This is a genomic window from Micromonospora sp. LZ37, from assembly GCF_059359015.1.
On record NZ_JCADBL010000012.1, the window covers coordinates 125,894 to 152,361 of the forward strand.

At 73.0% G+C, this 26,468-nt stretch carries 26 protein-coding genes; 11 read left to right on the forward strand and 15 right to left on the reverse strand.

What is annotated here, in order from left to right; genetic code table 11:
- Positions 1-349 precede the first annotated feature (349 nt).
- The gene (serS, locus tag AC5L3Z_RS23340) at positions 350-1,636 is read left to right on the forward strand and encodes a serine--tRNA ligase (RefSeq protein WP_494845030.1); all 1,287 of its coding nucleotides are present in this window, start codon (positions 350-352) and stop codon (positions 1,634-1,636) included.
- Here the strand turns inward: serS and AC5L3Z_RS23345 are convergent.
- Genes AC5L3Z_RS23345 through AC5L3Z_RS23360 form a run of 4 tightly spaced genes read right to left on the reverse strand, consistent with a single transcriptional unit; the run spans position 1,620 to position 6,326 of the window.
- On the reverse strand, positions 1,620-2,579 hold the full coding sequence (locus AC5L3Z_RS23345) for a cytochrome c biogenesis CcdA family protein (RefSeq protein ID WP_494845032.1): 960 nt from the start codon (positions 2,577-2,579) through the stop codon (positions 1,620-1,622). The two genes, serS and AC5L3Z_RS23345, sit on opposite strands and share 17 nt — an antisense overlap.
- Positions 2,579-3,217, reverse strand: coding sequence for a TlpA family protein disulfide reductase (locus AC5L3Z_RS23350; RefSeq protein WP_494845033.1), 639 nt, complete (start codon positions 3,215-3,217; stop codon positions 2,579-2,581). Before AC5L3Z_RS23350 ends, AC5L3Z_RS23345 begins: the two co-directional genes overlap by 1 nt.
- A 26-nt stretch (positions 3,218-3,243) precedes the next feature.
- Positions 3,244-4,710: an NADH-ubiquinone oxidoreductase-F iron-sulfur binding region domain-containing protein gene (locus AC5L3Z_RS23355; protein ID WP_494845035.1), complete on the reverse strand. Its 1,467-nt coding sequence runs from the start codon at positions 4,708-4,710 to the stop codon at positions 3,244-3,246.
- The gene (locus AC5L3Z_RS23360) at positions 4,707-6,326 is read right to left on the reverse strand and encodes a ferric reductase-like transmembrane domain-containing protein (protein ID WP_494845036.1); all 1,620 of its coding nucleotides are present in this window, start codon (positions 6,324-6,326) and stop codon (positions 4,707-4,709) included. The genes AC5L3Z_RS23355 and AC5L3Z_RS23360 overlap by 4 nt, the downstream gene beginning before the upstream one ends.
- A 293-nt stretch (positions 6,327-6,619) precedes the next feature.
- Here AC5L3Z_RS23360 and AC5L3Z_RS23365 point away from each other — a divergent pair, with 293 nt between their 5' ends.
- The 3 genes from AC5L3Z_RS23365 to AC5L3Z_RS23375 all read left to right on the forward strand — a co-directional run bounded on the left by AC5L3Z_RS23365 (position 6,620) and on the right by AC5L3Z_RS23375 (position 10,465).
- Entirely contained in the window at positions 6,620-8,068 is a 1,449-nt protein-coding gene (locus tag AC5L3Z_RS23365; RefSeq protein WP_494845038.1) for an alpha-amylase, read from the forward strand.
- 82 nt (positions 8,069-8,150) lie between these two features.
- Positions 8,151-9,062 carry a L,D-transpeptidase gene (locus tag AC5L3Z_RS23370; protein ID WP_494845039.1) on the forward strand — a complete coding sequence of 304 codons (912 nt, stop codon included), beginning with the start codon at positions 8,151-8,153 and terminating at the stop codon, positions 9,060-9,062.
- A gap of 260 nt (positions 9,063-9,322) precedes the next feature.
- On the forward strand, positions 9,323-10,465 hold the full coding sequence (locus tag AC5L3Z_RS23375; protein ID WP_494845041.1) for a site-2 protease family protein: 1,143 nt from the start codon (positions 9,323-9,325) through the stop codon (positions 10,463-10,465).
- Here the strand turns inward: AC5L3Z_RS23375 and AC5L3Z_RS23380 are convergent.
- The 4 genes from AC5L3Z_RS23380 to AC5L3Z_RS23395 form a co-directional block, all read right to left on the reverse strand.
- A complete protein-coding gene (locus AC5L3Z_RS23380; RefSeq protein ID WP_494845043.1) occupies positions 10,462-11,328 on the reverse strand; it encodes a GyrI-like domain-containing protein in 867 nt (288 codons plus the stop codon). The two genes, AC5L3Z_RS23375 and AC5L3Z_RS23380, sit on opposite strands and share 4 nt — an antisense overlap.
- Before the next feature lie 85 nt (positions 11,329-11,413).
- Positions 11,414-12,658, reverse strand: a complete 1,245-nt coding sequence (locus AC5L3Z_RS23385; protein WP_494845044.1) for an FAD-binding protein — start codon at positions 12,656-12,658, stop codon at positions 11,414-11,416.
- Complete coding sequence (locus tag AC5L3Z_RS23390; RefSeq protein ID WP_494845045.1) at positions 12,655-12,864, reverse strand: hypothetical protein; 210 nt, start codon at positions 12,862-12,864, stop codon at positions 12,655-12,657. Before AC5L3Z_RS23390 ends, AC5L3Z_RS23385 begins: the two co-directional genes overlap by 4 nt.
- Complete coding sequence (locus AC5L3Z_RS23395) at positions 12,849-13,241, reverse strand: hypothetical protein (protein WP_494845047.1); 393 nt, start codon at positions 13,239-13,241, stop codon at positions 12,849-12,851. The genes AC5L3Z_RS23390 and AC5L3Z_RS23395 overlap by 16 nt, the downstream gene beginning before the upstream one ends.
- 80 nt (positions 13,242-13,321) lie before the next feature.
- Between AC5L3Z_RS23395 and AC5L3Z_RS23400 the strand changes: the two genes are divergently transcribed.
- Entirely contained in the window at positions 13,322-13,726 is a 405-nt protein-coding gene (locus AC5L3Z_RS23400) for a hypothetical protein (RefSeq protein WP_494845048.1), read from the forward strand.
- Positions 13,727-13,773: 47 nt separating this feature from the next.
- Here the strand turns inward: AC5L3Z_RS23400 and AC5L3Z_RS23405 are convergent, their stop codons facing one another.
- Positions 13,774-14,703, reverse strand: a complete 930-nt coding sequence (locus tag AC5L3Z_RS23405) for an LLM class F420-dependent oxidoreductase (RefSeq protein ID WP_494845050.1) — start codon at positions 14,701-14,703, stop codon at positions 13,774-13,776.
- 110 nt (positions 14,704-14,813) lie between these two features.
- On the opposite strand from AC5L3Z_RS23405, the gene AC5L3Z_RS23410 reads away from it, so the two are divergent.
- The gene (locus AC5L3Z_RS23410; RefSeq protein ID WP_494845051.1) at positions 14,814-15,344 is read left to right on the forward strand and encodes an SRPBCC family protein; all 531 of its coding nucleotides are present in this window, start codon (positions 14,814-14,816) and stop codon (positions 15,342-15,344) included.
- Between the two features lie 59 nt (positions 15,345-15,403).
- On the opposite strand, the gene AC5L3Z_RS23415 is transcribed toward AC5L3Z_RS23410, so the two are convergent.
- The 4 genes from AC5L3Z_RS23415 to AC5L3Z_RS23430 all read right to left on the reverse strand — a co-directional run bounded on the left by AC5L3Z_RS23415 (position 15,404) and on the right by AC5L3Z_RS23430 (position 18,388).
- Entirely contained in the window at positions 15,404-16,441 is a 1,038-nt protein-coding gene (locus AC5L3Z_RS23415) for a hypothetical protein (protein WP_494845052.1), read from the reverse strand.
- Positions 16,441-16,710, reverse strand: coding sequence for a hypothetical protein (locus tag AC5L3Z_RS23420; RefSeq protein ID WP_494845053.1), 270 nt, complete (start codon positions 16,708-16,710; stop codon positions 16,441-16,443). The genes AC5L3Z_RS23415 and AC5L3Z_RS23420 overlap by 1 nt, the downstream gene beginning before the upstream one ends.
- Before the next feature lie 428 nt (positions 16,711-17,138).
- The gene (locus AC5L3Z_RS23425; protein ID WP_494845054.1) at positions 17,139-17,531 is read right to left on the reverse strand and encodes a hypothetical protein; all 393 of its coding nucleotides are present in this window, start codon (positions 17,529-17,531) and stop codon (positions 17,139-17,141) included.
- Positions 17,532-17,578: 47 nt separating this feature from the next.
- Positions 17,579-18,388 (reverse strand): class I SAM-dependent methyltransferase, encoded by an 810-nt coding sequence (locus AC5L3Z_RS23430; protein WP_494845056.1) that lies wholly within the window; start codon positions 18,386-18,388, stop codon positions 17,579-17,581.
- Between the two features lie 133 nt (positions 18,389-18,521).
- Here AC5L3Z_RS23430 and AC5L3Z_RS23435 point away from each other — a divergent pair, with 133 nt between their 5' ends.
- The 4 genes from AC5L3Z_RS23435 (at position 18,522) to AC5L3Z_RS23450 (ending at position 23,681) form a co-directional block, all read left to right on the forward strand.
- Positions 18,522-19,097 (forward strand): dienelactone hydrolase family protein, encoded by a 576-nt coding sequence (locus AC5L3Z_RS23435; RefSeq protein ID WP_494845057.1) that lies wholly within the window; start codon positions 18,522-18,524, stop codon positions 19,095-19,097.
- A gap of 301 nt (positions 19,098-19,398) precedes the next feature.
- Positions 19,399-21,789, forward strand: coding sequence for a ricin-type beta-trefoil lectin domain protein (locus tag AC5L3Z_RS23440; protein WP_494845058.1), 2,391 nt, complete (start codon positions 19,399-19,401; stop codon positions 21,787-21,789).
- A 134-nt stretch (positions 21,790-21,923) separates the two neighbouring features.
- A complete protein-coding gene (locus tag AC5L3Z_RS23445; RefSeq protein ID WP_494845059.1) occupies positions 21,924-22,826 on the forward strand; it encodes an aminoglycoside phosphotransferase family protein in 903 nt (300 codons plus the stop codon).
- A gap of 150 nt (positions 22,827-22,976) precedes the next feature.
- On the forward strand, positions 22,977-23,681 hold the full coding sequence (locus tag AC5L3Z_RS23450) for a YdcF family protein (protein ID WP_494845159.1): 705 nt from the start codon (positions 22,977-22,979) through the stop codon (positions 23,679-23,681).
- Positions 23,682-23,812: 131 nt separating this feature from the next.
- Here the strand turns inward: AC5L3Z_RS23450 and AC5L3Z_RS23455 are convergent, their stop codons facing one another.
- Positions 23,813-24,751 carry an oxidoreductase gene (locus AC5L3Z_RS23455; protein ID WP_494845061.1) on the reverse strand — a complete coding sequence of 313 codons (939 nt, stop codon included), beginning with the start codon at positions 24,749-24,751 and terminating at the stop codon, positions 23,813-23,815.
- 80 nt (positions 24,752-24,831) lie between these two features.
- Between AC5L3Z_RS23455 and AC5L3Z_RS23460 the strand changes: the two genes are divergently transcribed.
- Complete coding sequence (locus tag AC5L3Z_RS23460) at positions 24,832-25,452, forward strand: acyl-CoA-like ligand-binding transcription factor (protein ID WP_494845062.1); 621 nt, start codon at positions 24,832-24,834, stop codon at positions 25,450-25,452.
- 177 nt (positions 25,453-25,629) lie between these two features.
- Here AC5L3Z_RS23460 and AC5L3Z_RS23465 read toward each other — a convergent pair whose 3' ends face one another.
- A complete protein-coding gene (locus AC5L3Z_RS23465; protein WP_494845063.1) occupies positions 25,630-26,274 on the reverse strand; it encodes a hypothetical protein in 645 nt (214 codons plus the stop codon).
- Between the last annotated feature and the right edge of the window lie 194 nt (positions 26,275-26,468).

The window sequence follows — 26,468 nt, forward strand, 5'->3', positions numbered from 1 at the left end:
AGAAGAAAGCACTGTTCAGGGCGGGACAGCAGGTTCGACGTCGGCAGGGCGTCGCCAGATCTCCAAAAAGCACCTACGCAGGGTGACGAAACCCACCCGCGCGACCGCCGTGACGCGCGGTCACCGTCCGCCGGGTGCCAAAAGGCCATGCCCCAGTGGGCGGAGCGGCGACGCGGGAGTCATCCGGCGCTGCTACCGACGGGCGCCAGACCCGGGCCACCCCGGCGAGCGCCGCCACCAGGAGCACCAGCGGCGGCGGCTCTTCCGGGCCGGGCCGGGCGCGGGGGGCCGCGACGGTAGCATCTGTGGGTCCCACCTGAAGTCCCCGGACGGAGGCGTACGGAGCAGCATGCTCGACATGGAGTTGATCCGGAAGGATCGCGAGGCGGTGGCGACCGCGCTGGCGAAGCGTCTGGATCCCGCCGAGGTCAACCGGGCCCTGGACGAGATCCAGCGGCTCGACCAGGAGCGCCGCGCCCTGATCAGTGCGATCGACGGCGAGCGGCAGCGCCGCAAGGCCGAGGCGCGGGCGTACGCGCAGGCGAAGCGGGCCGGCGCCGAGCCGGAGGTCTCCGCGCCGGAGGCCGGCCGCAAGCAGCTCGCCGAGCTGGAGTCCGAGCTGGACGAGGTGCAGTCCCGGCTGCGCACGACGATGAGCGAGCTGCCCAACCTCCCCGCCGACGACGTCCTGCCGGGCGGCAAGGAGGCCAACCGGGTGGTGAAGACCTTCGGTGCGCCGCCGGCCATCGAGAAGGTCCGCGACCATGTGGAGCTGAGCCGCGCGCTGGGCCTGGTCGACCACGAGCGCGGGGTCAAGCTCGGCGGCTCCGGCTTCTGGATGTACACCGGCATGGGCGCCCGGCTGGAGTGGGCCCTGATCAACTGGTTCATCGACGAGCACGTCAAGGCCGGCTACGAGTTCCTGCTCCCGCCGCACCTGCTGCTGGACACCGCCGGCTTCGCCGCCGGCCAGTTCCCCAAGTTCTACGACGACGTCTACCACCTGGACCGGGAGTCGGCCCCGCGCGGGCAGTTCCTGCTGCCGACCTCGGAGACGGCGATCCTCGGGGCGTACCAGGACGAGATCCTGGAGACGGCGAAGCTGCCGTTGAAGGCGTTCGCCTACACCCCGTGCTACCGACGCGAGGCGGCCGGCTCGCACTCCGACGAACGCGGCACCGTCCGGGGCCACCAGTTCAACAAGGTGGAGATCTTCCAGTTCACCCTGCCGGAGCAGGCGGACACGGCGCTGGAGCAGATGCTCGGCCACGCCGAGAGCCTGGTCGAGAAGCTGGGGCTGCACTACCAGCGCACCCTGCTCTCCGCCGGTGACGCCAGCGCGTCGATGAAGAAGACCCTCGACATCGAGGTCTGGATGCCGAGCACCGGCAAGTACAAGGAGGTCTCGTCGGTCTCCTGGGCCGGCGACTACCAGGCCCGCCGGGCGGCCATCCGCTACCGGGAGCCGGGTGGCAAGCAGACCCGCTTCGTGCACACCCTCAACGGCTCGGCGCTGGCCACCAGCCGGCTCTTCCCGGCCATCCTGGAGCAGTTCCAGCAGCCCGACGGTTCGGTGCTGCTGCCGGAGGTGCTCCACGACCGGCTGGGCACGGACCGGCTCACGCCGGTCCGCTGACCGTTCCGGCGTCGGCGGGGGTGGGGTTTCCCGGCCCCCGCCGCGTCGTCTCCGCCGCCGGCTCCCGGTCCGCCCCGGCCGCCGCCGCAGCGGTCGGGGACCTCCGCCGCGCCAGGGCCGTCGGCAGGCGACCCTTCCCGGCCAGCAGGAGGAGGGCGAGCAGCGCCGCGGCGAGCACGGCCGGCCCGGCCGTGTCGAGGGCCGCGACCAGGGCCTGCTGGACCCGGGCCGCGCCGGCCACCACCGGGTCGCCGAAGGCGTCCCGCCGGCCCTGGGCCAGCCGGACCTCGTACCAGCCGTACCAGGCGACGTAGCCGCCGGCGAGCAGCAGCACCAGGCCGCTGAGCCGGGGCACCCACGCGCCGGCGCCCCGCAGCCGGGCCACCACCCGGTCGCGCAGCAGCGCCACGGCGAGCGCGGCCACCGCGACCACCAGGCCCATCCCGATCGCGTACGCGACGAAGAGCGCCAACCCGCGCAGCGTCGAGCCGGCCTGCACGCTGGTCACCACGATCGCCAGGAACGGGGCGATCGTGCAGGTCAGCGACGCCAGCGCGTACGCCATGCCGAACAGCGCCATCGACGCCCAGGAGCGGGTCAGCCGGGGCGCCCGGGTGAACCCGCGCGGGCCGGGCAGCCGTCGGCCGGCCAGCAGCCAGCAGCCGAGCGCCACCAGTCCCAGCCCGAGGGTGAGGGTCAGCCAGGGCAGCCGCGGCCGGAGCCAGCCGCCCAGCGGCGCCAGGGCCAGCCCGAACGCGCCGAAGACCACGACGTACCCGGTGGTCAGCCCGGCCGCGGCGGTGAGCGCCCGGCCGACCGCGCCGCGGGTGTCGGGCGCGCCGGCGACCAGCAGCGACAGGTACGCCGGCAGCATCGCGAAGCCGCACGGGTTGACCGCGCCGAGCATGCCGGCGGTCAGCGCGAGCAGCAGCGGGGTGGTCATCAGCCGGCCAGCGCGGCGACCCGGCGGTTGAGATCCTCGCCGTCGAGGAAGCCCTGGTGGATCAGTTTGCCGTCCCGGTCGACGATCAGGAAGGTGCTCTGCTCGACCACCTCGAAGCGGCGCCAGAGCGCCCCGGCCCGGTCGTCGAGCTGCGGGGTGCCGGCCAGGTCGAACTCCCGCACGAAGTCCTTCATGGCCTTCTGCTCGCCGAGCCCGGCCACCCCGACGATCGGCACGGTGTCCCGGTACTTCGGGGCGAGTTCGGCGACCGTCCACGCCTGGCTGGCGCAGGTGGCGCACCAGGGGGCCCAGAACCAGAGCACCACCGGCTTGCCGGCCAGGTCGGCGGCGGAGAACTGCGTACCGTCGAGGGTCCTGGCGGTGAAGCGCAGCGTGTCCGGCACCCGGGCCGGGGGCGACGCGGCGGCGCCCGGCGTGGGGCCGACCGGGGTGGCGCCGGCGGGCGACGCCGACCCGGTGCCCGTCGGGACGACGACCTCGGCGGACGGGTCGGCCGGGTCGGCGCCGCCGGCGCACGCCGTGGCGGCCAGCAGGGTGCCGGCCAGCGCGACGGTGACGGCGGCCAGCCGCGCGGGCGGCCGTCCACCCCACCGGTTCCTCCGGTACGACGACCGCATCCGCGTCTCCTCTCGGTGGTGGTGCGCTACTCGGCCTTCGCCAGCCGTAGTGCGAGCTCGGGGCAGACCTTGACCGCCTTCATCGCGCCCTCCTTGAGCCAGGTCGGCACGGGGGTGGGCGGGAAGGCGGGGTATCCGTTGGAGTCGAGCCGGATGAAGTCCGGGACGACGTGCGCGCAGAGCCCGTGGCCGTCGCAGCGGGACCAGTCCAGGGTGAGCTTCTGCGGGTCGGGGTCGGGCGCGCCCGGCAGCCCCATGACGCCCCGGGTCCGCTTGCCGCACCCCTCGCCGGTGGTGTGCAGCCGCAGGTCCTCGGCGAAGACCTCCATCGCGGAGAGCGCGAACCGGGCCGTACCGTCGGGGTGGCTGCACGCGCCGCGGCCCTTGACGTCGCCGGCGGCGGCCCGGACGACCTCCACCGGCGCGCTGCCGGAGACCGCCAGGTCGACGGCGCGGGCCAGTTCGGGCAGGCCCATCCGGCACGGTCCGCACTGGCCGGCGGACTCCCCGGCGAGGTAGCGGACGACCTGGGCGGCCTCGCCGAGCGGGCAGGTGTCGTCGCCGATCGGCACGACGATGCCGGCGCCGAGCGTGCCGCCGACCTTGGTGAGCCCCTTGCGGGACACCTCGGCCCGGTCCGCCGCGTCCTGGGTGATCCACTTGCCGTGGTAGCCGCCCATCAGGATGCCCGCTGAGTCCGGCACCTCGCAGAGGTCGAAGATCTCCCGCAGCGGGGTGCCGGCGGCGCACTCGACCACGGCCGGGCGTCGCGCCGCGCCGGTGACGGTGAGCAGCACCGTGCCGGGCTCCTCGTCGGTGCCGAGCGCCGCGTACTCGTACGGTCCGAGCCGGGCGGCGACGGCGAGCTGGGCGTACGTCTCGGCGTTGGAGAGCAGGGTGGGCAGCCCGCCGACGCCGGAGTCGCTGGAGCGCTTCTTGGTGCCGGGCGGGATGTGCGGCAGCCCGTTGATCCCGTTGACCAGCGCACCGCCCTCGCCGGAGATGAACCGGTGCGGCACGGTGACGATGCTGGTCGGCACCGGCATCCGGCGCTCCTGGAGGGCCTCGGTGAGGGAGTCCCGGCCGACCATGTCGTCGGAGAGCCCGATCACGATCTCCTCGGCGTCCAGCGCGTACGCCGCCAGCGCGGCGCCGTCGAGGATCAGGTGCGGGGCCCGGGTGAGCAGCACCTTGTCCTTCCAGCTGGCCGGCTCCCCCTCGCTGGCGTTGACCACCACGACGGCGGAGAGGTTCTGCCGCTCGCAGGACTCCAGCACCGCCTTCAGCTTCCGGTGGAGCGGGAAGCCCGCGCCGCCCTTGCCCTTGAGCTGGATGGCCTCGGCCAGCCGGAGCAGGTTGCCCGGCTCCATCGGGCCGATCGGGCCGTGCACCTCCTCGTGCGCCAGCAGGTCGAGCCGGCCGAACTCGGCGAAGCCGGCGGTGAGCCGGGGCTCGCCGACGCAGGCCACCGGGGGCACCTTGGTCCGCATCACTTCGCCTCACCCCGCAGCCCGGCCCAGTACGCGCCGTCGACGGCGTCGGCGTCGGCCCGCCGGCGCTTGCGGCGGCTGTCGCTGGAGGCCTTCAGCTTCCGGCGGGAGGCGAGGTCGACCAGGGTCGGGGTGTCGTCGACGGGCAGGTCGTCGGCGACGTACCGGGCCGGCGGGCGCCAGTAGTCCGGCTCCTCCGGCACCTCGTCGTCGACGCTGTGCCGGCCGGCGCCGCTGCGCGGGGTGGCGGAGATCGGCTCGGCGGAGACCGGCAGCGCGTTCTCCCAGCGGCGCGGGCTGTCCCACGGCTCCTCCGGCTCGACGTCCCGGGGCGGCGAGGAGTAGCGGGCGACCAGGTCGTCGTCCTCCCGCCGGGCCCGGCGTCCCACGGAGACCGGGGCGACATCCTCGTCGGACCGGTACCGCCGACCACCGGAGACCGGCGCGACGTCCTCGTCCAGCCGGGACCGGCGGCCACCCGAGACCGGAGCCACGTCCTCCTCCGACCGGGACCGCCGGCCACCGGAGACGGGGGCGACGTCCTCGTCGCGTCGGCGGCGGCTCGACCGTTCCCCGTCCCGGCGCGCGGGCGGCTCGGCGTCGCGGCGGGCGGCCGGTTCCAGGTCGGCCTCGCGGCGCCGGGCGGGTTCGGCGTCGCGGCGGCGGCCACCGCGGACGGGTTCGCGCAGGGTGCCCGGCTCGGGCACCACCGGCACGGTGAACCGCTCCGGGTCGCGCCGGCGGGCGGTGCCGGTGGGGGTGCTCCAGGAGGTGGCGGTGGTCTCGGCCCAGCCGCCCCGGCTCTCCCGCTCCTCGGTCTCCGCCTTCCTGCGGCCGAGCCCGGCGAGCAGCGTCCGGCCCTTGCCCTCGTCGGTCGTCCGGGCCGTCATCGCCTTGTTCAGCACGGCGGCCTGGTGCTGCTCCCGGCTGCGCTTGCCGAGGTGAACGGAGAGCCGGACCAGCAGCGCCAGCACCACCAGCAGCACGCAGACCAGGTAGCTCAGCGTCACCCAGGGCGCCGCGGCGCGGCCGGCGTTGAGGCCGTGGAACAGCGCGAACGGCCAGGAGAGGTACGCCATCGAGTGCAGCGCCCGCCAGACCCACTTCGGGCCGACGCCGGCGAAGCGGGCCCGGATGATGCCGGTCCAGAGCACGCTCACCATGAGGAAGGCGGCCACGGTGCCGAGCCCGACGTAGAGCCCGCTGCCGCCGACGAAGGGCACCAGGGCGTCGGTGGGTCCGGCCCGCCCGATGGCGACCTTGGTGATGACGTGGAAGACCAGCCCGGCCACGCCGAGGACGCCGGTGGCCCGGTGCGCCGACTGGAGCAGCACCCGGTGCGGGATCTTCAGCACCAACCGGTCGGTGGCGAGCAGCCCCATCATCACGGTGAGGCTGAGCGAGACCAGGGCCACCACCCCGGCGAAGAACTCGGTGAAGAAGAAGCCGTACGCGTACATCGCCCCACCGGCGCCGGTGAGCTCCACGCCCGCCCACAGCAGGGCGAGCGCGGAGACGCCCAGCAGCGCCACCGCGGGCTTGGACCGGGTCCGGACGCCGCGGCTGGTGCTGCTGGTCCGGACGGTCGGCGCCTTCTGGTTCTCCTTTGCCCGGGCCATCTGCTCCTCGTTCATGTCTCACGGCGGCGCACCACCGGCCGACCCTGCTCCCTCATCCAGTACGGACGGTCGGCACGTACGGATCACCTCGGGTCGCGAATTTCTCGGGCGATCCGTCGAACCGTCCCGGCCCGGGGCGCGTGTAGCGCCCTACGCAACGACGGATGTCCATCCGTTGACAGTCGCTGCAACACGCTTGTAATGTTGCCGAAAATTTTCAGCCTGACTGCAAGAACCCGTCAGCTGAAGCCCTCCCCCGCGCTGCCACCATCCCCCGACCCTCAGGAGTACCGATGCATCGACGTCGATGCCGTTCGGCGGTCCTCGCCCTCGGCCTGATCGCGAGTCTGCTGGTGCCGACCGCCGTGGCGGCGCCCCCGGCCGCCGCGGCGCCCGCCGGCACCAAGAAGGTCATCGCCAACCTGTTCGAATGGAACTGGCCCTCGGTGGCCAGCGAGTGCACCAACGTGCTGGGCCCCAAGGGCTACGGCTGGGTCCAGGTCTCGCCGCCCCAGGAACACGTCCGGGGCAACCAGTGGTGGCTGGCCTACCAGCCGGTCAGCTACCGGATCGAGTCCCGCAAGGGCACCCGGGCGCAGTTCCAGTCCATGGTCAACACCTGCCACGCCGCGGGCGTGAAGGTGATCGTCGACGCCGTCATCAACCACATGTCGGGCCAGAGCAACGGCGGCACCGGCTGGGCCGGCTCCTCGTACGGCCACTACGACTACCCGGGCATCTACCAGACGCAGGACTTCCACCACTGCGGCCGCAACGGCGGCGACGACATCGCCAACTACAACGACCGGTACGAGGTGCAGAACTGCGAGCTGGTCAACCTGTCGGACCTGAGGACCGAGTCGGACTACGTCCGGTCGAGGATCGCCGGGTACCTCAACGACCTGCTCGCCCTCGGGGTGGACGGGTTCCGGCTGGACGCCAGCAAGCACATGCCGGCCGCCGACATCGCCGCCATCAAGGGCAAGCTGTCCCGCTCGGCGTACCTCGTGCAGGAGGTCATCTACGGCGCCGGGGAGCCGATCCAGCCGAGCGAGTACACCGGCAACGGTGACGTGCACGAGTTCCGCTACGGCAAGGACCTGGCCCGGGTCTTCCGGTCGGAGAAGCTGGCCTACCTCAGGAACTTCGGCGAGGGCTGGGGTCACCTGCCCAGCGGCTCCGGGGCGGTCTTCGTGGACAACCACGACACCCAGCGCGACGTGGGCGGGGTGCTGACCTACCGGGACGGCGGCATCTACGCCCTGGCCAACGCCTTCATGCTGGCCTGGCCGTACGGCTCCCCCACGGTGATGTCGAGCTACACCTTCACCGACCGGGACGCCGGCCCGCCGTCGGACGCCAACAACAAGACCCTGAACACCACCTGCTACTCCGGCTGGCAGTGCGAGCACCGCTGGCGGGTGATCGCCAACATGGTCGGCTTCCACAACGCCGCGCAGGGCGTCGGCATGACCAACTGGTACGACAACGGCAACAACCACATCGCCTTCAGCCGGACCGGCAGGGGCTACCTCACCGTCAACGACGAGGGCTCCGCGGTCAGCGGTCGCTCCTACTACACCGGACTGCCCGCCGGCCGGTACTGCGACGTGATCCACGGCGACTTCGCCAACGGCTCGTGCACCGGCCCGGTGATCACCGTCGACTCCGCCGGGTGGTTCGCCGCGACCGTTCCGGCCCACGACGCGATCGCCATCCACGTCGGCGCCCGACTCGCCTGACCCGTACTCGAAAGGGGTCCCGCCCGGCGAAATCCGCCCGGTCGGGACCCCTTCACCTTTGCATCCACTTAAAGTTGGTTTCGTGCTCTTTGACCGATTGACATCCCGCTTCGGTATCGCCTGGCTGGCCACCGCCGTCGGCGTCCCGGCACTGCTCGCCCTCGCGCTGCTGGTCCACTCGTCGCTGCAACCCGCCGCCGCCCCGTCGACGCCCCGACCGGTCGCACCCACCGACACCCCGAGCAGCACTCCGCCGCCGCCCATTCCCGAGGAGACCATCCCGGCGGCCGCACCCGCCCCCAGGAACCTGCCGGTGATCGACTACAGCCCGGCGCCGGCCGGCTTCCCGGCCGACCCCCGCCCGCTCGACACCACCCCGCTGACCGAGGGGATCGCACCGGCCAGGAACATCGCCGCGTACGACGCGCCCGGCGGACGGCCGCTGGCCTTCCTCGCCCCCACCATCAGCGGCGTGGAGCTGACCATGCCGGTGGTGGAGCGCCGCACCGGCTGGACCGCCGTGCTGCTGCCCTCGGCCAACCGGCGGATCGCCTGGCTGCCCCAGGGGGGCTGGACCACCGTCGCGCTCCGCGACCAGATCGTGGTGGAACGCGCGCCGCACCGGCTGACCTGGTACCGCCACGGGCGGGCGCTGCACACCTGGCCGGTCAGCCTCGGCATGCCCGGCCAGTCCACCCCGCTGGGCCGGACCTTCATCCTCGGCCGCACCGAACCACCCGAGGCCGTCTACGGTGGCGTCGACATCTTCGCCCTCGGCTCGGTGCCCGACGACCCGGACGCGGTGCCGACCGGCCTCAAGGGCGCGCACATCGGCCTGCACAGCTGGTACAACGACGACACCCTCGGCGAGGACGCCACCAACGGCTGCATCCGGCTGACCCGCAGCGCGCAACGCAAGCTCCTCGCCGAGGTGCCCGCCGGGACCGCCCTGATCGTGGTCGACGAGCTGCCCAACCCGCCGGCCACCGCCTGACCACCACCGCCCGGGCGGAACCGCCGCCGGCCCGGCACTTCCGGCCGCATGGGAATGACCAGGACGCAGAAGGCCGCCTCCCCTCGTGGTGCGGGGAGGCGGCCTTCTCGCTCACTGTCCGGCAGGGCGGGTCAACGCCCGACCGGAGCGGCTCAGAGCGGCGCCAGCGGGGTCGACTCCTGCTCATGGTCGAACATTGATGCCCAGAGAGTCACCTTCACCCCTGGCATGGCGGGCACGTGCGGGGGTATGACGGGGTCATGAGGGCGAGCTTCCGGCTTGGCCGGATCGCGGGGGTACCCGTCGGGGTCAACTGGAGCGTCCTGGTCATCTTCCTGCTGATCGCCTGGGGGCTGTCGGCCAGCCAGTTCCCCCGGGCCTACCCGGACCGCCCCACCTGGGCGTACTGGCTGGCGGGGCTGGCCGCCGCGGTGGTCTTCTTCGTCGGCCTGCTGGCCCACGAGGTCTCCCACGCGGTGGTCGCCAAACGCAACGGCCTTGAGGTCCAGGGGATCACGCTCTGGCTCTTCGGCGGGGTGGCCGAGCTGCGCGGCGAGGCGAAGGACCCGGGGGCGGAGCTGCGCATCGCCGGCGTCGGCCCGCTGGTGAGCCTGCTGCTCGGGCTCTTCTTCGGCGGCATCGCGGTGGTGGTGGCGCTGGCCGGCGAGAACGGGCTGCTGCTCGGGTCGCTGGCGTGGCTGGCCGGCATCAACGTGCTGCTGGCGGTCTTCAACATCCTGCCGGCGGCGCCGTTGGACGGCGGGCGGCTGCTGCGGGCGGCGGTGTGGAAGGCAACCGGCGACCGGACGAAGGCGTCCGTGGTGGCGGCCCGCGCCGGCTGGGTGCTGGGCGCGCTGCTGATCGCCCTGGGGCTCGTCCAGTTCCTGGTGGGCGCCGGGGTGGGCGGGCTCTGGCTGGCGCTGATCGGCTGGTTCCTGATCGGGGCCGCCGGGGCGGAGGAGCGCCAGGCCCGGATGGGCACCGCCCTGCGGGGTGTGCGGGTCGCCGACGTGATGACCCCGCAGCCGCAGACCGCGTCGGCGGAGATGACCGTCGCCGACTTCGTCGACCACTACCTCTTCGCGTACCGGCACTCGGCGTTGCCGCTGGTCGACCAGGACCGGCCGGTCGGCCTGGTCACCCTCGACCGGGTACGCGGCATTCCCGCCGAGCGCCGGGCGGCCACCACCCTCGGCGAGGTGTCCTGCCGGGCCGACCAGCTCGTGCTGGCCAGCCCGGACGAACAGCTCAACGACCTGCTGCCCCGGCTCAGCGAGTGCGCCGACGGCCGGGCGCTGGTGGTGGCCGACCAGCGGCTGGTGGGGATCGTCTCGCCCAGCGACATCAGCCGCGCCGTCCAGCGCGGCAGCCTTCGCGACCAGCCGGTCGGCAGCCGGCACTAGGCCGCCGCGCGCTCCACCGGGATCCACAGCTCGGCGTCCACGTGCGTGCCGTCCGCAGAGATCCGGTTACGGGACATCTCCGGTCCCGGCCGGCTGCGGTACGCGTTCGACGGGAACCACTGGGTGAACACGTCCCGCCACAACTCCTGCACCGCCGCCGGGAACTCCCCGGAGGTCTCGAAGACCGCCCACGTCCCCGCCGGCACGGTGACCGCGTCCAGGTCGGCCGGGGCGTCCGCGCCGGTCACCACCGCGTGCCAGTAGTCCAGCTCGACGCCCTCCGCCCGGTCGTCGCCCAACTGGTCGCTGACGTTGACGATGCCGGCCGGCTCCTGGTCCGACAGGGCCTCGATCCGCCGCACGGTCTCCTTCGGGATGCCCCGGACGAACTCCACGATCGCAGGGTTCATCCCCTGATGCACCAGGGGCACCCGGGCCCGTCGGCCGACCAGCCGGAACTCCGGCTTCTCCACCACGCGATAGCGCATGCTGCCACTCCCTTCGACGACGAGGCGGAAGGACAACCGTTGCTGGGAGCGCAGCGCCGCGCCGGTGCGCCGGGCCTCGCCCGGCCCCACCCCGTGCACCGCCCGGAACGCCCGGGTGAACGCCTCGGTCGAGCCGTACCCGTAGCGGACGGCGATGTCGAGCAGCGTCCGCTCGCCGGCCGTCACCTCGGCCGCGGCGACGGTGAGCCGCCGGCGCCGCAGGTACTCCGACAGCGGCATCCCCGCCAGCGCGGAGAAGAGCCGCCGGAAGTGGTGCTCCGAGGTCAGCGCGATCCGCGCCAGCTCGGCCACCTCGACCGGTTGGTCGAGGTGGCGCTCGACGTACTCCATGGCCTCGTTGAGCCGCTCCAGCACCCGATTCCCCTTCCCTTTGTGCGAGGTCGACGCTAGGCGGCCGGGAGCGGGCCGACCCGACCTCAGCGGGTCGGTCCCGGTCGGGTCAGGCGCGCGGGAAGTAGCGGTCCAGCAGCTCGGTGCGGAACTTCCCCGCCGGGTCCAGCTCGGCCAGCAGGGCGGCGAAGTCGGCGTGCCGGGGGAAGGCGGCGGCCACCGCCGACGGGTCCAGCGTGAAGACCTTGCCCCAGTGCGGGCGGGGCCCGAAGGGGGCGAGGGCCTGCTCCACCCCGGCCACCACCGGCAGCACCGCGGCCGCGTCGTCGACCCAGGTGAAGTGCACGGCGAGGGTGTCCCGCCCCTGGTTGGGGCTGAGCCACAGCTCGTCGGCGGCGACCGTGCGCAGCTCGCAGACCTGGAGCACCCCGGTGATCCGGTCCCGCATCCCGTTCAGCGCCGCCAGCGCGCCGGCCGCCGCCTCGCGGGGCAGGTGGTACTCCGACTGGAGCTCGTCGCCGCTGCTCGGGGTGAAGCCGAGCCGGAAGTGCGGCAGCCGCTCGTGGGCGGGCCCGGGCACGCCGAGCTGGGTGGTGCAGTTCACCGGGTCCATGCCGGGCACCGGGTGCACCGGCGCCTCGGCCGCCGTGGTGCCCAGCCAGTCCGCCGGCGGGGGCGGCTGGTCGGCGAGCTGCTTGCGCCAGACGTGGTCGATGGTCGACGACCGCCAGGAGGTGAACCCGCTGACGCTGTACGCCGAGCCGAACGCCGCGTCGAGCGCGTCCACCGGCAGGTCCCGGCGGACGTACTGGCGCATCTCGAAGGCCGGGACGACGTCCAGGGTGACCCGGGTGACGACGCCGAGCGCCCCGAGGGAGACCACCATGCCGGCGAACCGGGCGTCGGTCCGGTCCACGGTCAGCCGGGAGCCGTCGGCGGTGACCAGTTCCAGCGCGGCCACCGCGGCGGCCAGGTTGCGGTGGCCGTCCCCGGAGCCGTGGGTGCCGGTGGCGACCGCGCCGGCCACCGAGATGTGCGGCAGCGAGGCGAAGTTGGCCAGGGCCAGCCCTTCGGCGTGCAGCCGGGTGGCCACGTCGCCGTAGCGGAGGCCGGCGGCGACGGTGACCGTGCCGCGCTCCCGGTCGATCTCGACGGTGGGCGGCAGGCCGGCCAGCGAGACCAGGTCGCCGGTGGTGTCGCCGAGCCGGTTGAACGAGTGGCCGGTGCCGACGGCGCGGACCCGTTGGCTGCCGGCGACCAGCCGGCGCAGCTCATCGACCGTCGAGGGCCGGTGGAAGCGGCGGGCCGCGTAGGTGACGTTGCCGGCCCAGTTGCGGCGGGGGACGTCGGTCATGTGGGCTCCCGGTCGGAGGGGTCGACGGCGAGGGCGGCGTCGAGGGCGTCCAACGCCTCGTCCACCTGGAAGGTGTTGTAGCCGCGAGCGGTGACGACCAGGCTGTGTTCGCGGCCCAGGGCGATCGCCCTGCGGGCCGCCCGGCGCTCGACCGGGTCGGCCGAGCGGAGCGCCTCCCGCCCGATCTGGATCATGTCGTCGACCACGTCGGTACGGTATCCGCGCAGGCCAACGGTGAACTCAGGGGCCCCGACCGGGGCGGCGCGCAGCGTACGGGCGTCGAGGAAGCGCTCGCCGGCGTACCGGGCGAGGGCGGCGGCTGGTCGAGCACCACCGCGTCCAGCTCCGACCAGCGGACCAGCCGACGCAGGCCGGGCCGGCGCAGGGTGAGCCCGTCGGCGCCGATCACGAAGCGGAACGGCCGGTTCGCCCGGACCAGCGCGACGAGACCGAGCCCGGTCCCACCGGCCGCCGCCACCGTGCGCAGCAGCCCGCCCTCCCCACCGATGGCGAGCAGGGTGACTCCCGCCAGCAGGCAGACCACCGGTAACACCTGCCGCCCCGGGCTCCGGTGCAGCTCCATGTCCCACCTCCGTCGGTGCCCGTCGTCCGCTGCGTCATCCGGCACGATTGTCGCCGCCGATTACGGGGAACCCTCAGTCGATGAGCAGCTACCGCGACCCCACTCTGCACGGCGACGTCCACCCGTCGGAGGAGGAGATCGACCCGACCGGTGTCGGGCTCGACCCGACGGACGAGCCGTCGCCGGCGTACCGGAAGCTGACCACGCCGGTGCCGGCGCCCACCCCGGAGCCGGAGCCCACGCCGAAGCCGACCCCCGGTCCGCCGCCGCGGACGGCCGACAGCGGCGCGCACTCGATCGTCACCCACCATCTGGACGGGTCGACGCAGGTCGTCACCGACCTGGACGGCGACGGCATCGCCGACGTGGTCCAGTTCGACTTGGACGGCGACGGCGTCCCGGACATCACCTACCTGGACAGCGACCGGGACGGCCGGCTCGACACCGTGCTGCGCGAGCCGGGCCGCACGGTGCCGCGGCGCTGAACGGCGACGCCCCGCCGACCGAAGGCCGCCGGGGCGCGGCCGACCGCTCACAGCTGCGGCATCACCTCGGCGGCGACCAGCTCCAGGTGATCCAGGTCGGCCAGGTCGAGCAGCTGGAGGTAGATCCGCTCGCTGCCGACCCCGGCGTACCGGCCGATCTTGTCGACCACCTCGGCGGGCGTGCCGGCGAGGCCGTTCTCGCGCAGCTCGTCGGGCTCCCGGCCGATCGCCGCGGCCCGGCGGGCCACCTCGGCGTCGTCGCGGCCGCAGCAGAGCACCAGCGCGTTGGACCAGCGCATGGTGGCGGTGTCCCGGCCGATCGCCGCGCACGCCTCGCGCACCCGGCCGAACTGGGCCGCCGAGTCCTCGACCGAGGCGAACGGCAGGTTGAACTCGTCGGCGTACCGGGCGGCCAGCCGCGGGGTGCGCTTCGGGCCCATGCCGCCGAGCAGGACCGGGGGGCGGGGCTGCTGCACCGGCTTGGGCAGCGCCGGCGAGCTGGTGACCGGGTAGTACGTGCCGGGGAAGTCGAAGGTCTTCCCGGGCGGCGTCTCCCAGAGGCCGGTGATGACCGCGAGCTGCTCCTCCAACCGGTCGAAGCGCTCACCCAGCGACGGGAACGGGATGCCGTACGCGGTGTGCTCCTCGGCGTACCAGCCGGTGCCGATGCCCAGCTCGACCCGGCCGCCGCTCATCTGGTCGACCTGCGCGACGGTGATCGCCAGCGGGCCGGGCAACCGGAAGGTGGCGGCGGTCATCAGCGTGCCGAGCCGGATGCGGGAGGTGTCGCGGGCCAGCCCGGCGAGGGTGGTCCAGGCGTCGGTCGGGCCGGGATCACCGCTCACCGCGCCCATCTTCAGGTAGTGGTCGGAGCGGAAGAAGGCTCCGTACCCGGCGTCCTCAGCGGCGCGGGCCACGGCGAGCAGCTGGTCGTAGCTGGCGCCCTGCTGGGGTTCGGTGAAGATCCGCAGTTCCATGCCCCGAGCATATGGAGCCCGCCCGGGCACCGCTCCCGGACGGTCGCAGCCGGCCGCCGCCCCACCGCGCACCTGGACGCCCTGGAGCGCCATCTCGACAAGGAGTGAGCATGGACCGCGACTCGTTCCACCCCGGGCCCCCGGCCCAGGTCACCGCCGAGGCCGACGGCGACCGCTGGACCCTGCTGTTCGTCCGCGAGCTGCGGCACACCCCGGAGCGGGTGTGGGCGGCACTGACCGACCCGGCCCGGCTGCGCGAGTGGGCGCCGTTCCTCGCCGACCGTGACCTCGGCACCCCGGGCGCCGCGGTGCTCACCCTGGTCGACGGCGACGCCCTCGCCGCGCAGCCCGCGACCGTACGCCGGGCCGAGCCGCCGCGGCTGCTCGAGTACACCTGGGGCGAGAGCCTGCTCCGCTGGGAACTCACGCCGTCCGGCGAGGGGACCCGACTGACCCTGCGCCACACGCTCGCCGACCGGGCGACACTGCCCCTGGTGGCCGCCGGTTGGCACCTCTGCCTCGACGTCGCCGACCGGCTGCTCGCCGGCGACCCGGTCGGCCCGATCCGGGGCGCGGAGGCCAAGGACTTCGGCTGGGCCGAGTTGCGCGACGCGTACGCCGAACGGCTCGGCGACGCCTGATCCTCCGGGCCGATCGGCGGCGCCGGGCCCCGACCGGCCCGACGCCGCCGACCCCGGAATCAGACGTACGGCCTGGTCGCGTACGCCGCCCGCAACGCCGCCAGCCCCGCCGCCTTGGGCGAGAGCGTCCCCCAACTGGAGTTGAAGTAGTTCGTCCGGACGATCCTCGGCCCCCGCTCGGCGTTGAGCTGGGCGATGGCGGACGGCACGGTGGCGATCCAGGCCGCCTGGTCCGGGAACTCGGCCACCCGCACCCCCCACTCGGCGATCAGTACCGGGCGGGACAGCGCCACCGGTCCGAGGTCGGTGACCGCCCAGTCCCTGGTCCGGCGGAACCGGGCCAGCGCCGTGTGGCTCGGGTCGGTGGCGTAGACGTTCCACTGGAGGAAATCCAGCTTGGCCATCAGCGACTCGGGGTGGGTGCGCTGGAAGCAGGCCCGGTCGAACCCGCCGGAGCCGACCGAGAAGGTGGTGCCGGCCGGCAGCGCCCGGGCCTTGAACCAGTTCACGATGTACGTCATCGCCTGCACCGCGCGGGCGTCGGACGCCGCCCAGGTGTACGACACCCCCGACTCCGTGGTGCCGAACTCGTGGTCGGTGTCCAGTTCGGAGGCGAGCTGGATGTTCACCCCGAAGCCCATCGTCCGGTACTGCGACAGCGCCCGGGCGAAGAGCCCGTCGCACTGCCCGGCGAGCACCTGGCCGTACCCGTACGCCCTCGGCCAGGTGGTTCCCGGGCGCTGCTGGATGGTCATCGCCGGCGCCGGGACGGTGTAGTTGACCCCGTCGACGGTGAACGTCTGCGCCCCGATGGTGGCGGTGCCGTACTGCTTCAGCTCCAGCACCATGTTGATCGCGAACCCGTTCTGCCCGAGGGCGAGCAGCCAGGACTTGTTGTAGCCGGGCAACGTGTAGCCGTCGGCGAAGCTGCGGTACTGGGTCAGCGAGCGGAAGTTGCCGCCCGCCATGTCCGCCGTCGGGTCGCCGTTGCCGGAGAGGTAGTAGCCGCCCAGCACCGGCTGGGCCACGCGGTAGTCGACGGTCGCGGTGGCGGTACGACCACCGTTGTCACGGACCGTCACGGTGACGCGGGGCATCACGCCACCGCCCGGTAGACGGCCACCGCGCCGGTGTCCGACGCCTTCGTCCAGGTACGGCCGGAGTCGTCGGTGACGCCGAGGGTGAGCGGGTCGATGACGGCGGTGGCCCTCACCGGGGCGCTGCTGTTGCCCTGCGCGTCGGTCACCACGATGGTGACGGTGACGGGCCGGGTGTCCGGGTCGCCGTAGGTGACCGTGAGGGTCATCTGGTCGCCCGGCGAGTAGGTGGATGCGTTCAGGCTTGCGGTGACGGTGGGAGCGGCCATGTCCGCCCCCTCCTCTCTCTTGCTCGTGCGTCGGCTCTGGCCGACGCGCCCGGTCGAGGCACGCGGGGCTGCCGCCGATGGGGGATGGTCCGCCGACGGCGTCGACCGGAGGTGGTGACGTCCTTGTCCTTCGGGGGCGGACACCGTGCCGGGCGCCCGGGACGGTGCGGACCGAGTCGCGGCGGGGCCGGGAGCGGTCGGATCGGCGGGGCCGTGTCCGCCGCGGCGCCGGGGCCGGGCTCGGTGGCGGCGTCCGGCGGTGACGTTGCTGTCGCCGCCGGGCCGGGAGGAAGGGACGGGGCCCGCCGTCCGCAACCTCTCCACCTGCGTAAACAGTGCTCCGGAGGAGGGCTCGGCGTCCTGTCCGTTATCCGTCCCGGACGATGTCCGCCCGGATGATTGTGGTCTCGCGGGTCGTGTGCGGGGCTTCAGGCGCGGCGTCGGCGCAGCAGGTGGGCGACCACGCTCACCACGGTCGTCCCGACGCCCGTCCCGACCAGGACCAGGACCGCCCCCACGGCCCACAGCCCGCTGTCGTCGGTCGAGGCGGCGTGCGCCGCCCAGGCGAGGGTGAAGGCGACGGTCATCACCGGGGCCACCAGCCACGGAGACAGCCGCCACCCCGCGACGGCGGCGAGCAGGGCCAGGGTGAGCACGCAACCGGCGACCTGCCACGGCTGGTACGGGCCGGTGGTCGCGCCGGTCCGCGGGTCGGTGGCGTACCCGCTGTCCCAGCCCAGCCAGGCCCACCAGGCGCCGACGGTGGCCGCCGCGAGGATCAGGGCACCGCCCAGGGCGCGGGTACGCGTCGTCGTGGTCACGGCTCGATCCTGCCCGCTCCGGCGCGTACGGCCCTGAGCACCGGTACTCACGATCCCTGTGCCGGGGCCGACCCGGCCGCCGTGCCGCGGACCGCCCAGGCCCGCGCCGTGAGCCGGATCGATCCGTCCGGTCCGGCGGGCACCCGGCCGGCGAGCCGGTCCCGCAGGGCGGCCCGGTCCGGCTCGGCGAGAGACCTGACGTAGCCGGGGGCCGCGCCCTGACCACCCAGGAACGGCGTCCAGAAGTCGGCGAAGTCGGCGAAGACCGTGGGCACCTCGACGGCCCGGACCGAGACCGCCCGCAGGCCGGCGTCGACCCAGAGCGTGCGCAGCGGCTCCGGTGCGCACACCGGGAAGCGGCGACCCTCGTCCAGGGCCGCCGCGGCCGGGTCGAGTTCGGCGGCGACCTCCCAGAAGTGGCGCATCATCGCCATGCCCCCGGCGTAGTCCCATACGTAGGCGGCGGCCACCCCGGCCGGTCGCAGGACCCGGGCGAACTCGGCCACCGCGCGCGCCGGATCGGGTACGAAGTTGAGCGCCAGTCCGCTGACCACGACGTCGACGCTGCCGTCGGGCAGGGGCAGCGCACGGGCGTCACCGACCTGAAAGGAGGCCGGAGCGATCCCGGCCCGGGCATGCCGGACGAACCCCTCGGACCGGTCGACGCCCGCGACGTGCGCCGGCGCCGCCCCGGCGAGGACCGTCGAGGTCAGCGCGCCGGTGCCGCAGCCCACGTCCAGCCAGCGCCGCCCCGGTGGCACGTCCAGCCAGCGCAGGAACTCCGCCGCGACCGGCCGGCTCCACCGGCCCACGTACGCCTCGTACGCCGCGCCGTCGGCCCAGACCTCGTGCCCCATCCGGTGACCATACGCCACCGTCGATCCGTGACGGACCCGCGCGGGGTCGCCGGACCGACGCCCGGGAACTAGGGTCCGGTGGCAGATGTGGTCGCGGCACCCGCCCCGCCACCGGCAAAGAGACGGAGCGACCATGGCTGAAGTGCTGCTCTTCCACCACGTGCAGGGACAGACCCCGGGCTTCCTCGCGTTCGCCGACGAGCTGCGGGCGGCCGGACACACCGTGCACACGCCCGACCTCTACGACGGCCACTCCTTCGGTGACCTTGAGGAGGCCCAGGTCCACGCGAGGGAGATCGGCTTCGGTGAGCTCCTCGAGCGTGGCGTCCGGGCGGCGGACGAGCTCCCGCACGAGCTGGTCTACGCGGGCATCTCCCTCGGCGTGCTGCCGGCGCAGAAACTGGCCCAGACCCGGCCCGGGGCCCGCGGCGCGCTGCTGCTCGAGTCCTGCATCCCGCCGGCGGAGTTCGGCGGGCCCTGGCCGGCCGGCGTACCCGTGCAGGTCCACGGGATGGACGCGGACCCGTTCTTCAGCGGCGAGGGGGACCTGGCGGCGGCCCGTGAGCTGGTCGAGTCGACCGAGCAGGCCGAGCTCTTCGTCTACCCCGGTGACCGGCACCTGTTCGTCGACGCCAGCCTCCCGGCGTACGACAAGGACGCTGCGGAGCTGCTGACCTGGCGGGTGCTCGACTTCCTCAGCACCCGCTGAGAGGGCGCAGCTCCGCAACCGAGGCGGCGCCGATGGTCGGGCCACGCCGCGCCCCTCTATCGACATCGGCCCAGATATCACCATCAATCCCACAAACTTCCGTACGCGTCGATCGAACTTTCGCAGATATCGACGGAAGATATGGTCGTTTCAATCGAACTTTGTTAATCTCAGCCATCAGTTCGCAGCTTCGGGCAGGTCACTCGTCGGCGTCGAGGGCCGGTCCGGGCTCGGAACGGCGGCTGCCGTCGCACCGCTGCCCGCGGTCAGCCGCCCCTACCCCGACCTCCCAGGAGGAACCATGGGCACACGGCTGCTGCGCCGATTCCGCAGTCCTGTCCTGACCGCCGCCACCGCCGCACTGCTCGTCACCACCGGCCTGATCGCCACCCCCGCCCAGGCCGCCCCCGCCCAGGAGCCCGGCGTCACGCTGCGCGTCTTCGACGTGCAGGTGCCGCTGAACGAGATCTGCACCCTCAAGTCCGGGCAGACGCCCAACGTGGACAAGTTGATGCCCACCATCAACTGGACGTCCAGCACCGACTTCGGCTTCGAGGACTACTTCGTCAGCCAGGTGCTCGGCAACCTGAACGTCACCACCGCCGGCAGCTACAGCTTCCGCCTCACCAGCGACGACGGGTCCCGGCTCACCCTCGACGACAAGGTCGTCATCAACCACGACGGTCTGCACGGTCCCACCCCGCCCAAGGAGGGCAGCGTCACGCTGACCGCCGGCCTGCACCCGCTGCGCATCGACCACTTCGAGCGCACCGGCGGGCAGCAGATCACCCTGGAGTGGAAGACCCCCGGCTCGTCCTCCTTCGTCCTGGTGCCCAACTCGGCGCTGAGCACCGACGCCGGCGTGGTCCGGGTGACCGCTCCGGGCAAGAAGGAGTGCGAGGGCGTCGCCGACTCCCCCGGCGACGGCCTGCCGCTGACCGGGGTGCACCCCGGTTACACGCTGACCAACCTGCGACCCAGCGGCTTCCAGCCCAAGGTGACCGGGATGGACTGGCTCGCCGACGGCCGGATGGTCATCTCCACCTGGGGCGGCAGCGACCAGTCCGGCTCCTCCCAGGACGGCGAGGTGTACATCCTCGGCAACACCGGCGGGTCCACCGGACCCGGCAGTGTGACCACCAAGAAGATCGCCGGTGGCCTCAAGGAGCCGATGGGGCTCAAGGTCGTCGACGGCGTGGTCTACGTCTCGGAGAAGCAACGTCTGACCAAGCTGGTCGACACCAGCGGCGACGAGGTCGCCGACCGGCTCGACACCGTCGCGACCTGGCCGTACGGGGGCAACTTCCACGAGTTCGCCTTCGGCCTGCTCTACCAGAACGGGTTCTTCTACCTGAACCTGTCGGTGTCGATCAACTACGGCGGGGCGACCACGGACCCGCAGCCGGCCGCCAACCGGGGCACCACCATCAAGGTCAACAAGGACACCGGTGAGGTCTCGTACGTCGCCGGCGGTCTGCGTACCCCGCACGGCATCGGTTGGGGGCCGGAGAACGGCATCTTCGTCACCGACAACCAGGGCGGCTGGCTGCCGTCGTCCAAGCTGGTGCACGTCAAGCAGGGCCGGTTCTTCAACCACTACATGAACCCGGACGGCCCGTTCGACGCCAACCCGGTCACCCCGCCGGTGCTCTGGATGCCGCAGAACGAGATCGCCAACTCCCCCAGCACCCCGATGTACCTGACCTCCGGCCGGTACGCCGGCCAGTTCGTGATCGGCGACGTCACCTACGGCGGCCTCCAGCGGGCGTACGTGGAGAAGGTCAACGGCGAGTACCAGGGCGCCCTGTTCCGGATGACCCAGGGCCTGGAGGCCGGCGTCTCCGAGGTCAACGTCGGTCCGGACGGCGCGATCTACGTCGGCGGTCTCGGCGCCGGCGGCAACTGGGGACAGAGCGGCAAGCTGTCGTACGGCCTGCAAAAGCTGACCCCGAACAGCACCAGCACCTTCGAGATGCAGGCGATGCGGGCGACCGCGACCGGCTTCGAGGTGGAGTACACCGAGCCGCTGTCGACGGAGACCGCGACGAACCTGGCCGCCCGCTACAAGCTCAAGCAGTGGCGGTACGTGGCGACCGCCGGCTACGGCGGCCCGAAGGTCGACGAGGAGACGCTCACCGTCACCTCCGCCACCCTCTCCACCGACCGGAAGAAGGTCACGCTGGCGGTCAGCGGCCGCAAGGCCGGCCACGTGGTCTACCTCCGCTCGCCCCGGCCGTTCAGCTCGGACAGCGGCAAGTCGCTGTGGAGCACCGAGGCCTGGTACACCCTCAACGCCATCCCCGGCGCGGCGACCAGCGGCACCATCACCGGGATCGGCGGCAAGTGCCTCGACGTGAGCAACTCGGCCACCGCCGACGGCACGAAGATCCAGCTCTGGACCTGCAACGGCACCAACGCGCAGAAGTGGAGCCGGGTCGGCACCACCTACCAGGCCCTGGGCAAGTGCCTCGACGTGAGCAACTCCGGCACCGCCGACGGCACCAAGGTGCAGCTCTGGACCTGCAACGGCACCGGCGCCCAGAACTGGGAGCCGCAGGCGAACGGCACCATCCGCAACCCCCAGTCGGGCAAGGTGCTCGACGCCGCCGGGAACTCCAGCGCCAACGGCACCCAGATCCAGATCTGGACGGCCACCGGCGGCGCGAACCAGATCTGGCAGATCAACGGCTGAGCGCTGAGCTGACCGGCCTCTCGACCGGTACGCGGCCACCATCGGGATCACGGTCCCGGTGGTGGCCGTCGTCCGGTGGGAGGCGGATACCTCATCGGTTGGCACCGCCACCTGACCGCAGTACCGTGCCCGCCGTGCCCATCCATGAGGACGAGATCCGAGCGACCGTCGGGCAGGTGCGCCGCCTGGTGGCGGCCCAGTGCCCGCAGTGGGCCGGCCTTCCGGTGACACCGCTGCCCGACGAGTTGGAGGGCACCGACCACGTGCTCTTCCGGATCGGCGACGAACTCGTCGCCCGGATGCCCAAGATCGCCGGGGCGGTCGACCAGGCCGATGCCGACGCGCGGTGGCTACCCGTCCTGGCGCCCCACCTGCCGGTGCGGATCCCGGTGCCGCTTCATCTGGGCTCGCCGGGCGCGGGGTACCCGTGGCGGTGGACCGTGGTGCCGTGGGTCGTGGGGAGCACCCCTCCCCGGCTCGGCTGCGACGACGTACTCCTGGCCCGCGAGGTGGCAGCCTTCGTACGTGCCCTGCACCGGGTGGATCCGGCCGGAGGTCCGGTGAAGCCACCGGGATCGCGCGGATCCGCCCTGCGCCATGTCGATGACGACGTCCGACGCGTCCTGCCCCGGCTCGCCGAGCATGACGACGGCTTCGACGTGTCCGCGGCCGAGGCGGCCTGGGAGGCCTGCCTGGCTGCCCCCGACTGGGACCGGGACCCGGTATGGATCCACGGTGACCTGCAGCCCGGCAACCTGATCACCGACCGCGGCCGGCTGGCCGCGGTCATCGACTTCGGGGCACTCGGTGTCGGCGATCCGGCACCGGACGTGGCTCCCGCGCTGTGGACCTTCACCGGCGCGGCCCGGGATGCCTACCGGAAGGCTCTCGGGTACGACGACGCCACCTGGCGTCGTGCCTGCGGCTGGGCGCTCGCACCGTCGCTGACCGGCATCGACTACTACCGGCACACCTTCCCGCGCATGGCCGAGCACGGGCGCCGAATGGTCCGCGCGGTGATCGCGGAACTGGCGTGAGCGCCACTCGGCGGGGTGGTTGGCGTTCAGCGGGGAAGCGGTCGGCCTGGGCCGGGAAGGGCCTCCCGCTTCGACCAGGGCTGGGAAGATCGGATGCATGATCTCCCACCGCAAGCCGACCACCTGCCGTGCGGCGGCCGGGGCGGTTCGGTGAGTCCGGGCGAGGCGACCGCTCGGGTGGTGGCGGAGGACGATCTGGCCGGCTTCACCGCCGGCCAGTTCCTGGAGGTGATCAGAGCCGTCACGATGATCCTGACCCTGCCCCGGTCAGCCGCCGACCACGTCGACGCGCTCGTGGTACCCACCGGTCAGGGCGAAGAGTGGCGTCTCACTCACGCGATCCGCAACTGGGAGGCGAACCCGGCGCTCCGCTGCCTTCTGGTGGCGAACGGGAACCCGGCTGAAGGAACCTATGTCGCGCTCACTCTCGACTACCTGCGGAGCCTCGGCCTCCGTCGCACCGACCGGGTACACCTCCAAGCCGAGCCGGCCCCGAACACCGGCATGCAGGCCGCCTGGATCGTCGACCAGGTCAAGGCCCGCGGCATCACCAGCCTCGCGCTCGCTGTCTCCCCCTACCACCTGACCCGCGTCTACCTCACGGTCCTCAGGGCCTTCACCAGGAGCGGCCTACGCCTCCCCATGATCCCGCTTCCCGTGGCCGTTCCCCCGGACACACCGGTCCCGGAAACCGGAGCGACCGCCTACGAACTCGTACCCGGCGAGATCAAACGCATCTTCGACTACCTGGACCACGGATGGGTCGCCAGCCCGGAGGAGGTGCAGCAGTACCTACGGTGGCTCTGGCGCCATCACCAGGCCCTCCTCGTCGAGTCCGATCTGAGGCATTCCTAGACCGTCTCGATGCTCTGGCCGCTCCGGGGACTCGCGCTCGGTGCCGTCGCCTACGCCTGTCGACTGCGCCAACGTGCTTCGTGCGGACCGTGCGGACAAGCCTGAGACAGGCTGGCCGCACAGGTAGCCGGTCAGCTGGCTCGCCGCAGTGGGCCGAACCGTACGCCGGTGGCCTGTTCGGACAGCTCCCACAGGCGGCGGCCGTGGTCCGGGTCGGTCGCGGCCGCGGACAGTTTCCCCGGCGCGGGGTGGCCGCGCAGCTCGCCGGGCCCGCCGGGGGCGACGAGCTGGCCCGACCGCGCCGCGGGGTCGGTGGCGGCGAACAGCTGCGGCCAGGCGCCGCGGTCGACCGGCTGGGCGAGGAGGGGGTTGCCGATCCGGCCGAGCAGTATCCGCCAGATCGGGGTGGTGGCGCTGGTCTGGAGGTTCGTGGCGGTGTAGCCGGGGTGGGCGAGGACGCTGCGTAGCGGGCTGGCCGCGGCGCTGAGCCGGCGGTGCAGCTCGCAGCCGAAGATCGCGTTGGCCAGCTTGGACGTGTTGTAGCAACCCATCGGGGAGTAGCGCTGCGCACCGGTCGGGTCGGCGAAGGGCGGCATCGCCCGCCGATGGTTGACCGAGGTGACCGTGACCACCCGCGGGTCACGGCCCGCCAGCAACAGCTCGAGCAGGAGCCCGGTGAGAGCGAAGTGTCCGAGGTGGTTGGTGGCGAACTGCAGCTCGTGTCCCTGCGGGCTGAGGGTGCGCGGCGCAGCCATCACCCCGGCGTTGTTGATCAGTACGTCCACCCGGCGATGCCCGGCGTGCATCCGGTCGGCGAACTCCCGCACCGAGTCGAGGTCGGCCAGGTCGACCCGCCGTACCTCCAGGTCGGCGCGGGGCCGGGCGGCGACGATGCCGGCAGCCACCCGGCGGCCCTTCTCCTCGTCGCGGACGGCGAGCACCACGCGCGCGCCGCGGGCGGCGAGCGCCCGGGTGGTGACCAGGCCGAGCCCGCTCGTGGCTCCGGTGACGACGAAGGTGCGGCCGCTCAGGTCGGGGATCCGTGCCGCGGTCCAGCCATCAGCAGTCATGCGCCTCACTGTGCTACCGGTGGCACTGGGTGTCAAGTGGTGCGTGAGATGCCAACGTAGGCATGACGTAGCATCAGCGGATGGCACCTCGCGGGGACAGCAGCATGGCCGAGCGCAAACGCCAGCTCGTCGCCGACGAGCTGCGTGACGCCGCCCTGATGCTGCTCGCCACCCGGGGCTTCGACGTGGTGACCGTCGACGACATCGTGGCCGCGGCGGGCATGTCGCGGCGCACCTTCTTCCGCTACTTCGCGTCGAAGGAGGACGTGGTCGTCCGGTTCCTGGCCGACATGGGCGCGGACATCGTCGCCGAACTCGCCGCCCGGCCCCGCGCCGAGCCACCGTCGGTCGCGTTGCGCCACGCCGTCTGGGTGCCACTCGCCGCCTGCGCCGACCACCCCGACCACGCCGAGCGGGCCCGCGTCGTGGTCCGTCTGATCCTGGACACCCCTGCCCTGCAGGCCCGCTGGCTGGAACGTCAGATCCAGTGGCGCGCCGGTCTGGCCGCCGAACTGGCCGCCCGCCACGGCCTCGACCCCGACACCGACCCCTACCCCCGGATGGCCGCCGGGATGGCCCTGCTGGCCTTCGACACGGTGCTTCAGCAGTGGCAGGCGGGCGACGACGAGCAGCACCTGGCCGAGCTGACCGACCGGGCGTTCGCCGTCGTGGCGCCGGCCCTCGACGCGCCTACCGCGTAGAGCCGCCTGTCGAACACCGGTGGTCGGCCGCCGCTGCCTCGCCGGTGGCGGTCGGCATGCTGGTCCGCGCGATCGGCTACCTTCGTCGGTCACCGACGAGTTCCAGCGCGACCTCGGTGAACGGTTTCGCCTCGCGACCACTCAGCGCGGCCACACGACGCTACGGCTCAGCCTCGCTCACGTCCGCCGCGACTTCGCCCCGAACGTCATCGCGCGCCTGAACGCCGGCTCCGGCCGGTCGTGATCGCACGCCGCCGGTGGCGACTTCGGAGCGGGTTCGGCTTCGTCCACGTAGTCCGGCCGCGGGCCGCCGCCGACCTCGAAGTCACTGGCGAGACCAAGCTCCGCGCGGGCCGCCCGCATGAACTGGCGCTCGGCCGACCAGAGATCCTGGAAGCGCGCCGGAGGAACCGAGCCGACGTCGTGACTCGCCCGGTCGGCGGCGAGGAGACGGGCATGCCGCACCATCGCGTTGCACGCGTGCACGACATCCGGGCCCCCGGAGACGAGCCGCACCGCGGTCTTGGACGCCTCCAGGCGCTCCCGGTACGCGCTGCCCTGCGCGTCGAAGAACGGCATGAGGTCGTACGGCTCCACGGACCTCGGCACGGCGACGACCTGGGCGGTCGGCTGGAGCACGTATGCGACGAACTCCCGAAAGGCGCTCAGGTACTCGGAGTAGGTGGCCAGTCGGATGTCCCGCCACTGCCTCTGATGGTCACGCCGCCAGTGCCGGTCCTGCGAGCGCACGGTGAGCCAGCCGCCCAGCATGACGGCGAGGAGGGTCGCGGTCGCCGTGACGCTCACCTGGACGAGACTCACGGGCAGCCTCCCTGCTGACGGATGCATCGAGTACGGCCCATTTCACAGGTGGTTGTCAAGTTCGACGTGAGCCGCTCGCCCGGCTCCGGCGGCGAGCTGCGGTCTCGCCGCCGGGCCGCTCGGCCGGGGACGCCTCCAGGAGTCGCAGGGCCTGCGACAGGCTGCTGCGGCGGTGGGCGAGTGGCGGGAGATGT

Coding starts and splice junctions, on each gene's coding strand:
- serS (WP_494845030.1), top strand. CDS start 350: ATGCTCGACATGGAGTTGATCCGGAAGGATCGCGAGGCGGTGGCGACC.
- AC5L3Z_RS23345 (WP_494845032.1), bottom strand. CDS start 2,579: ATGACCACCCCGCTGCTGCTCGCGCTGACCGCCGGCATGCTCGGCGCG.
- AC5L3Z_RS23350 (WP_494845033.1), bottom strand. CDS start 3,217: ATGCGGTCGTCGTACCGGAGGAACCGGTGGGGTGGACGGCCGCCCGCG.
- AC5L3Z_RS23360 (WP_494845036.1), bottom strand. CDS start 6,326: ATGGCCCGGGCAAAGGAGAACCAGAAGGCGCCGACCGTCCGGACCAGC.
- AC5L3Z_RS23365 (WP_494845038.1), top strand. CDS start 6,620: ATGCATCGACGTCGATGCCGTTCGGCGGTCCTCGCCCTCGGCCTGATC.
- AC5L3Z_RS23375 (WP_494845041.1), top strand. CDS start 9,323: ATGAGGGCGAGCTTCCGGCTTGGCCGGATCGCGGGGGTACCCGTCGGG.
- AC5L3Z_RS23385 (WP_494845044.1), bottom strand. CDS start 12,658: ATGACCGACGTCCCCCGCCGCAACTGGGCCGGCAACGTCACCTACGCG.
- AC5L3Z_RS23395 (WP_494845047.1), bottom strand. CDS start 13,241: ATGGAGCTGCACCGGAGCCCGGGGCGGCAGGTGTTACCGGTGGTCTGC.
- AC5L3Z_RS23400 (WP_494845048.1), top strand. CDS start 13,322: ATGAGCAGCTACCGCGACCCCACTCTGCACGGCGACGTCCACCCGTCG.
- AC5L3Z_RS23405 (WP_494845050.1), bottom strand. CDS start 14,703: ATGGAACTGCGGATCTTCACCGAACCCCAGCAGGGCGCCAGCTACGAC.
- AC5L3Z_RS23410 (WP_494845051.1), top strand. CDS start 14,814: ATGGACCGCGACTCGTTCCACCCCGGGCCCCCGGCCCAGGTCACCGCC.
- AC5L3Z_RS23415 (WP_494845052.1), bottom strand. CDS start 16,441: ATGCCCCGCGTCACCGTGACGGTCCGTGACAACGGTGGTCGTACCGCC.
- AC5L3Z_RS23420 (WP_494845053.1), bottom strand. CDS start 16,710: ATGGCCGCTCCCACCGTCACCGCAAGCCTGAACGCATCCACCTACTCG.
- AC5L3Z_RS23430 (WP_494845056.1), bottom strand. CDS start 18,388: ATGGGGCACGAGGTCTGGGCCGACGGCGCGGCGTACGAGGCGTACGTG.
- AC5L3Z_RS23435 (WP_494845057.1), top strand. CDS start 18,522: ATGGCTGAAGTGCTGCTCTTCCACCACGTGCAGGGACAGACCCCGGGC.
- AC5L3Z_RS23440 (WP_494845058.1), top strand. CDS start 19,399: ATGGGCACACGGCTGCTGCGCCGATTCCGCAGTCCTGTCCTGACCGCC.
- AC5L3Z_RS23455 (WP_494845061.1), bottom strand. CDS start 24,751: ATGACTGCTGATGGCTGGACCGCGGCACGGATCCCCGACCTGAGCGGC.
- AC5L3Z_RS23460 (WP_494845062.1), top strand. CDS start 24,832: ATGGCACCTCGCGGGGACAGCAGCATGGCCGAGCGCAAACGCCAGCTC.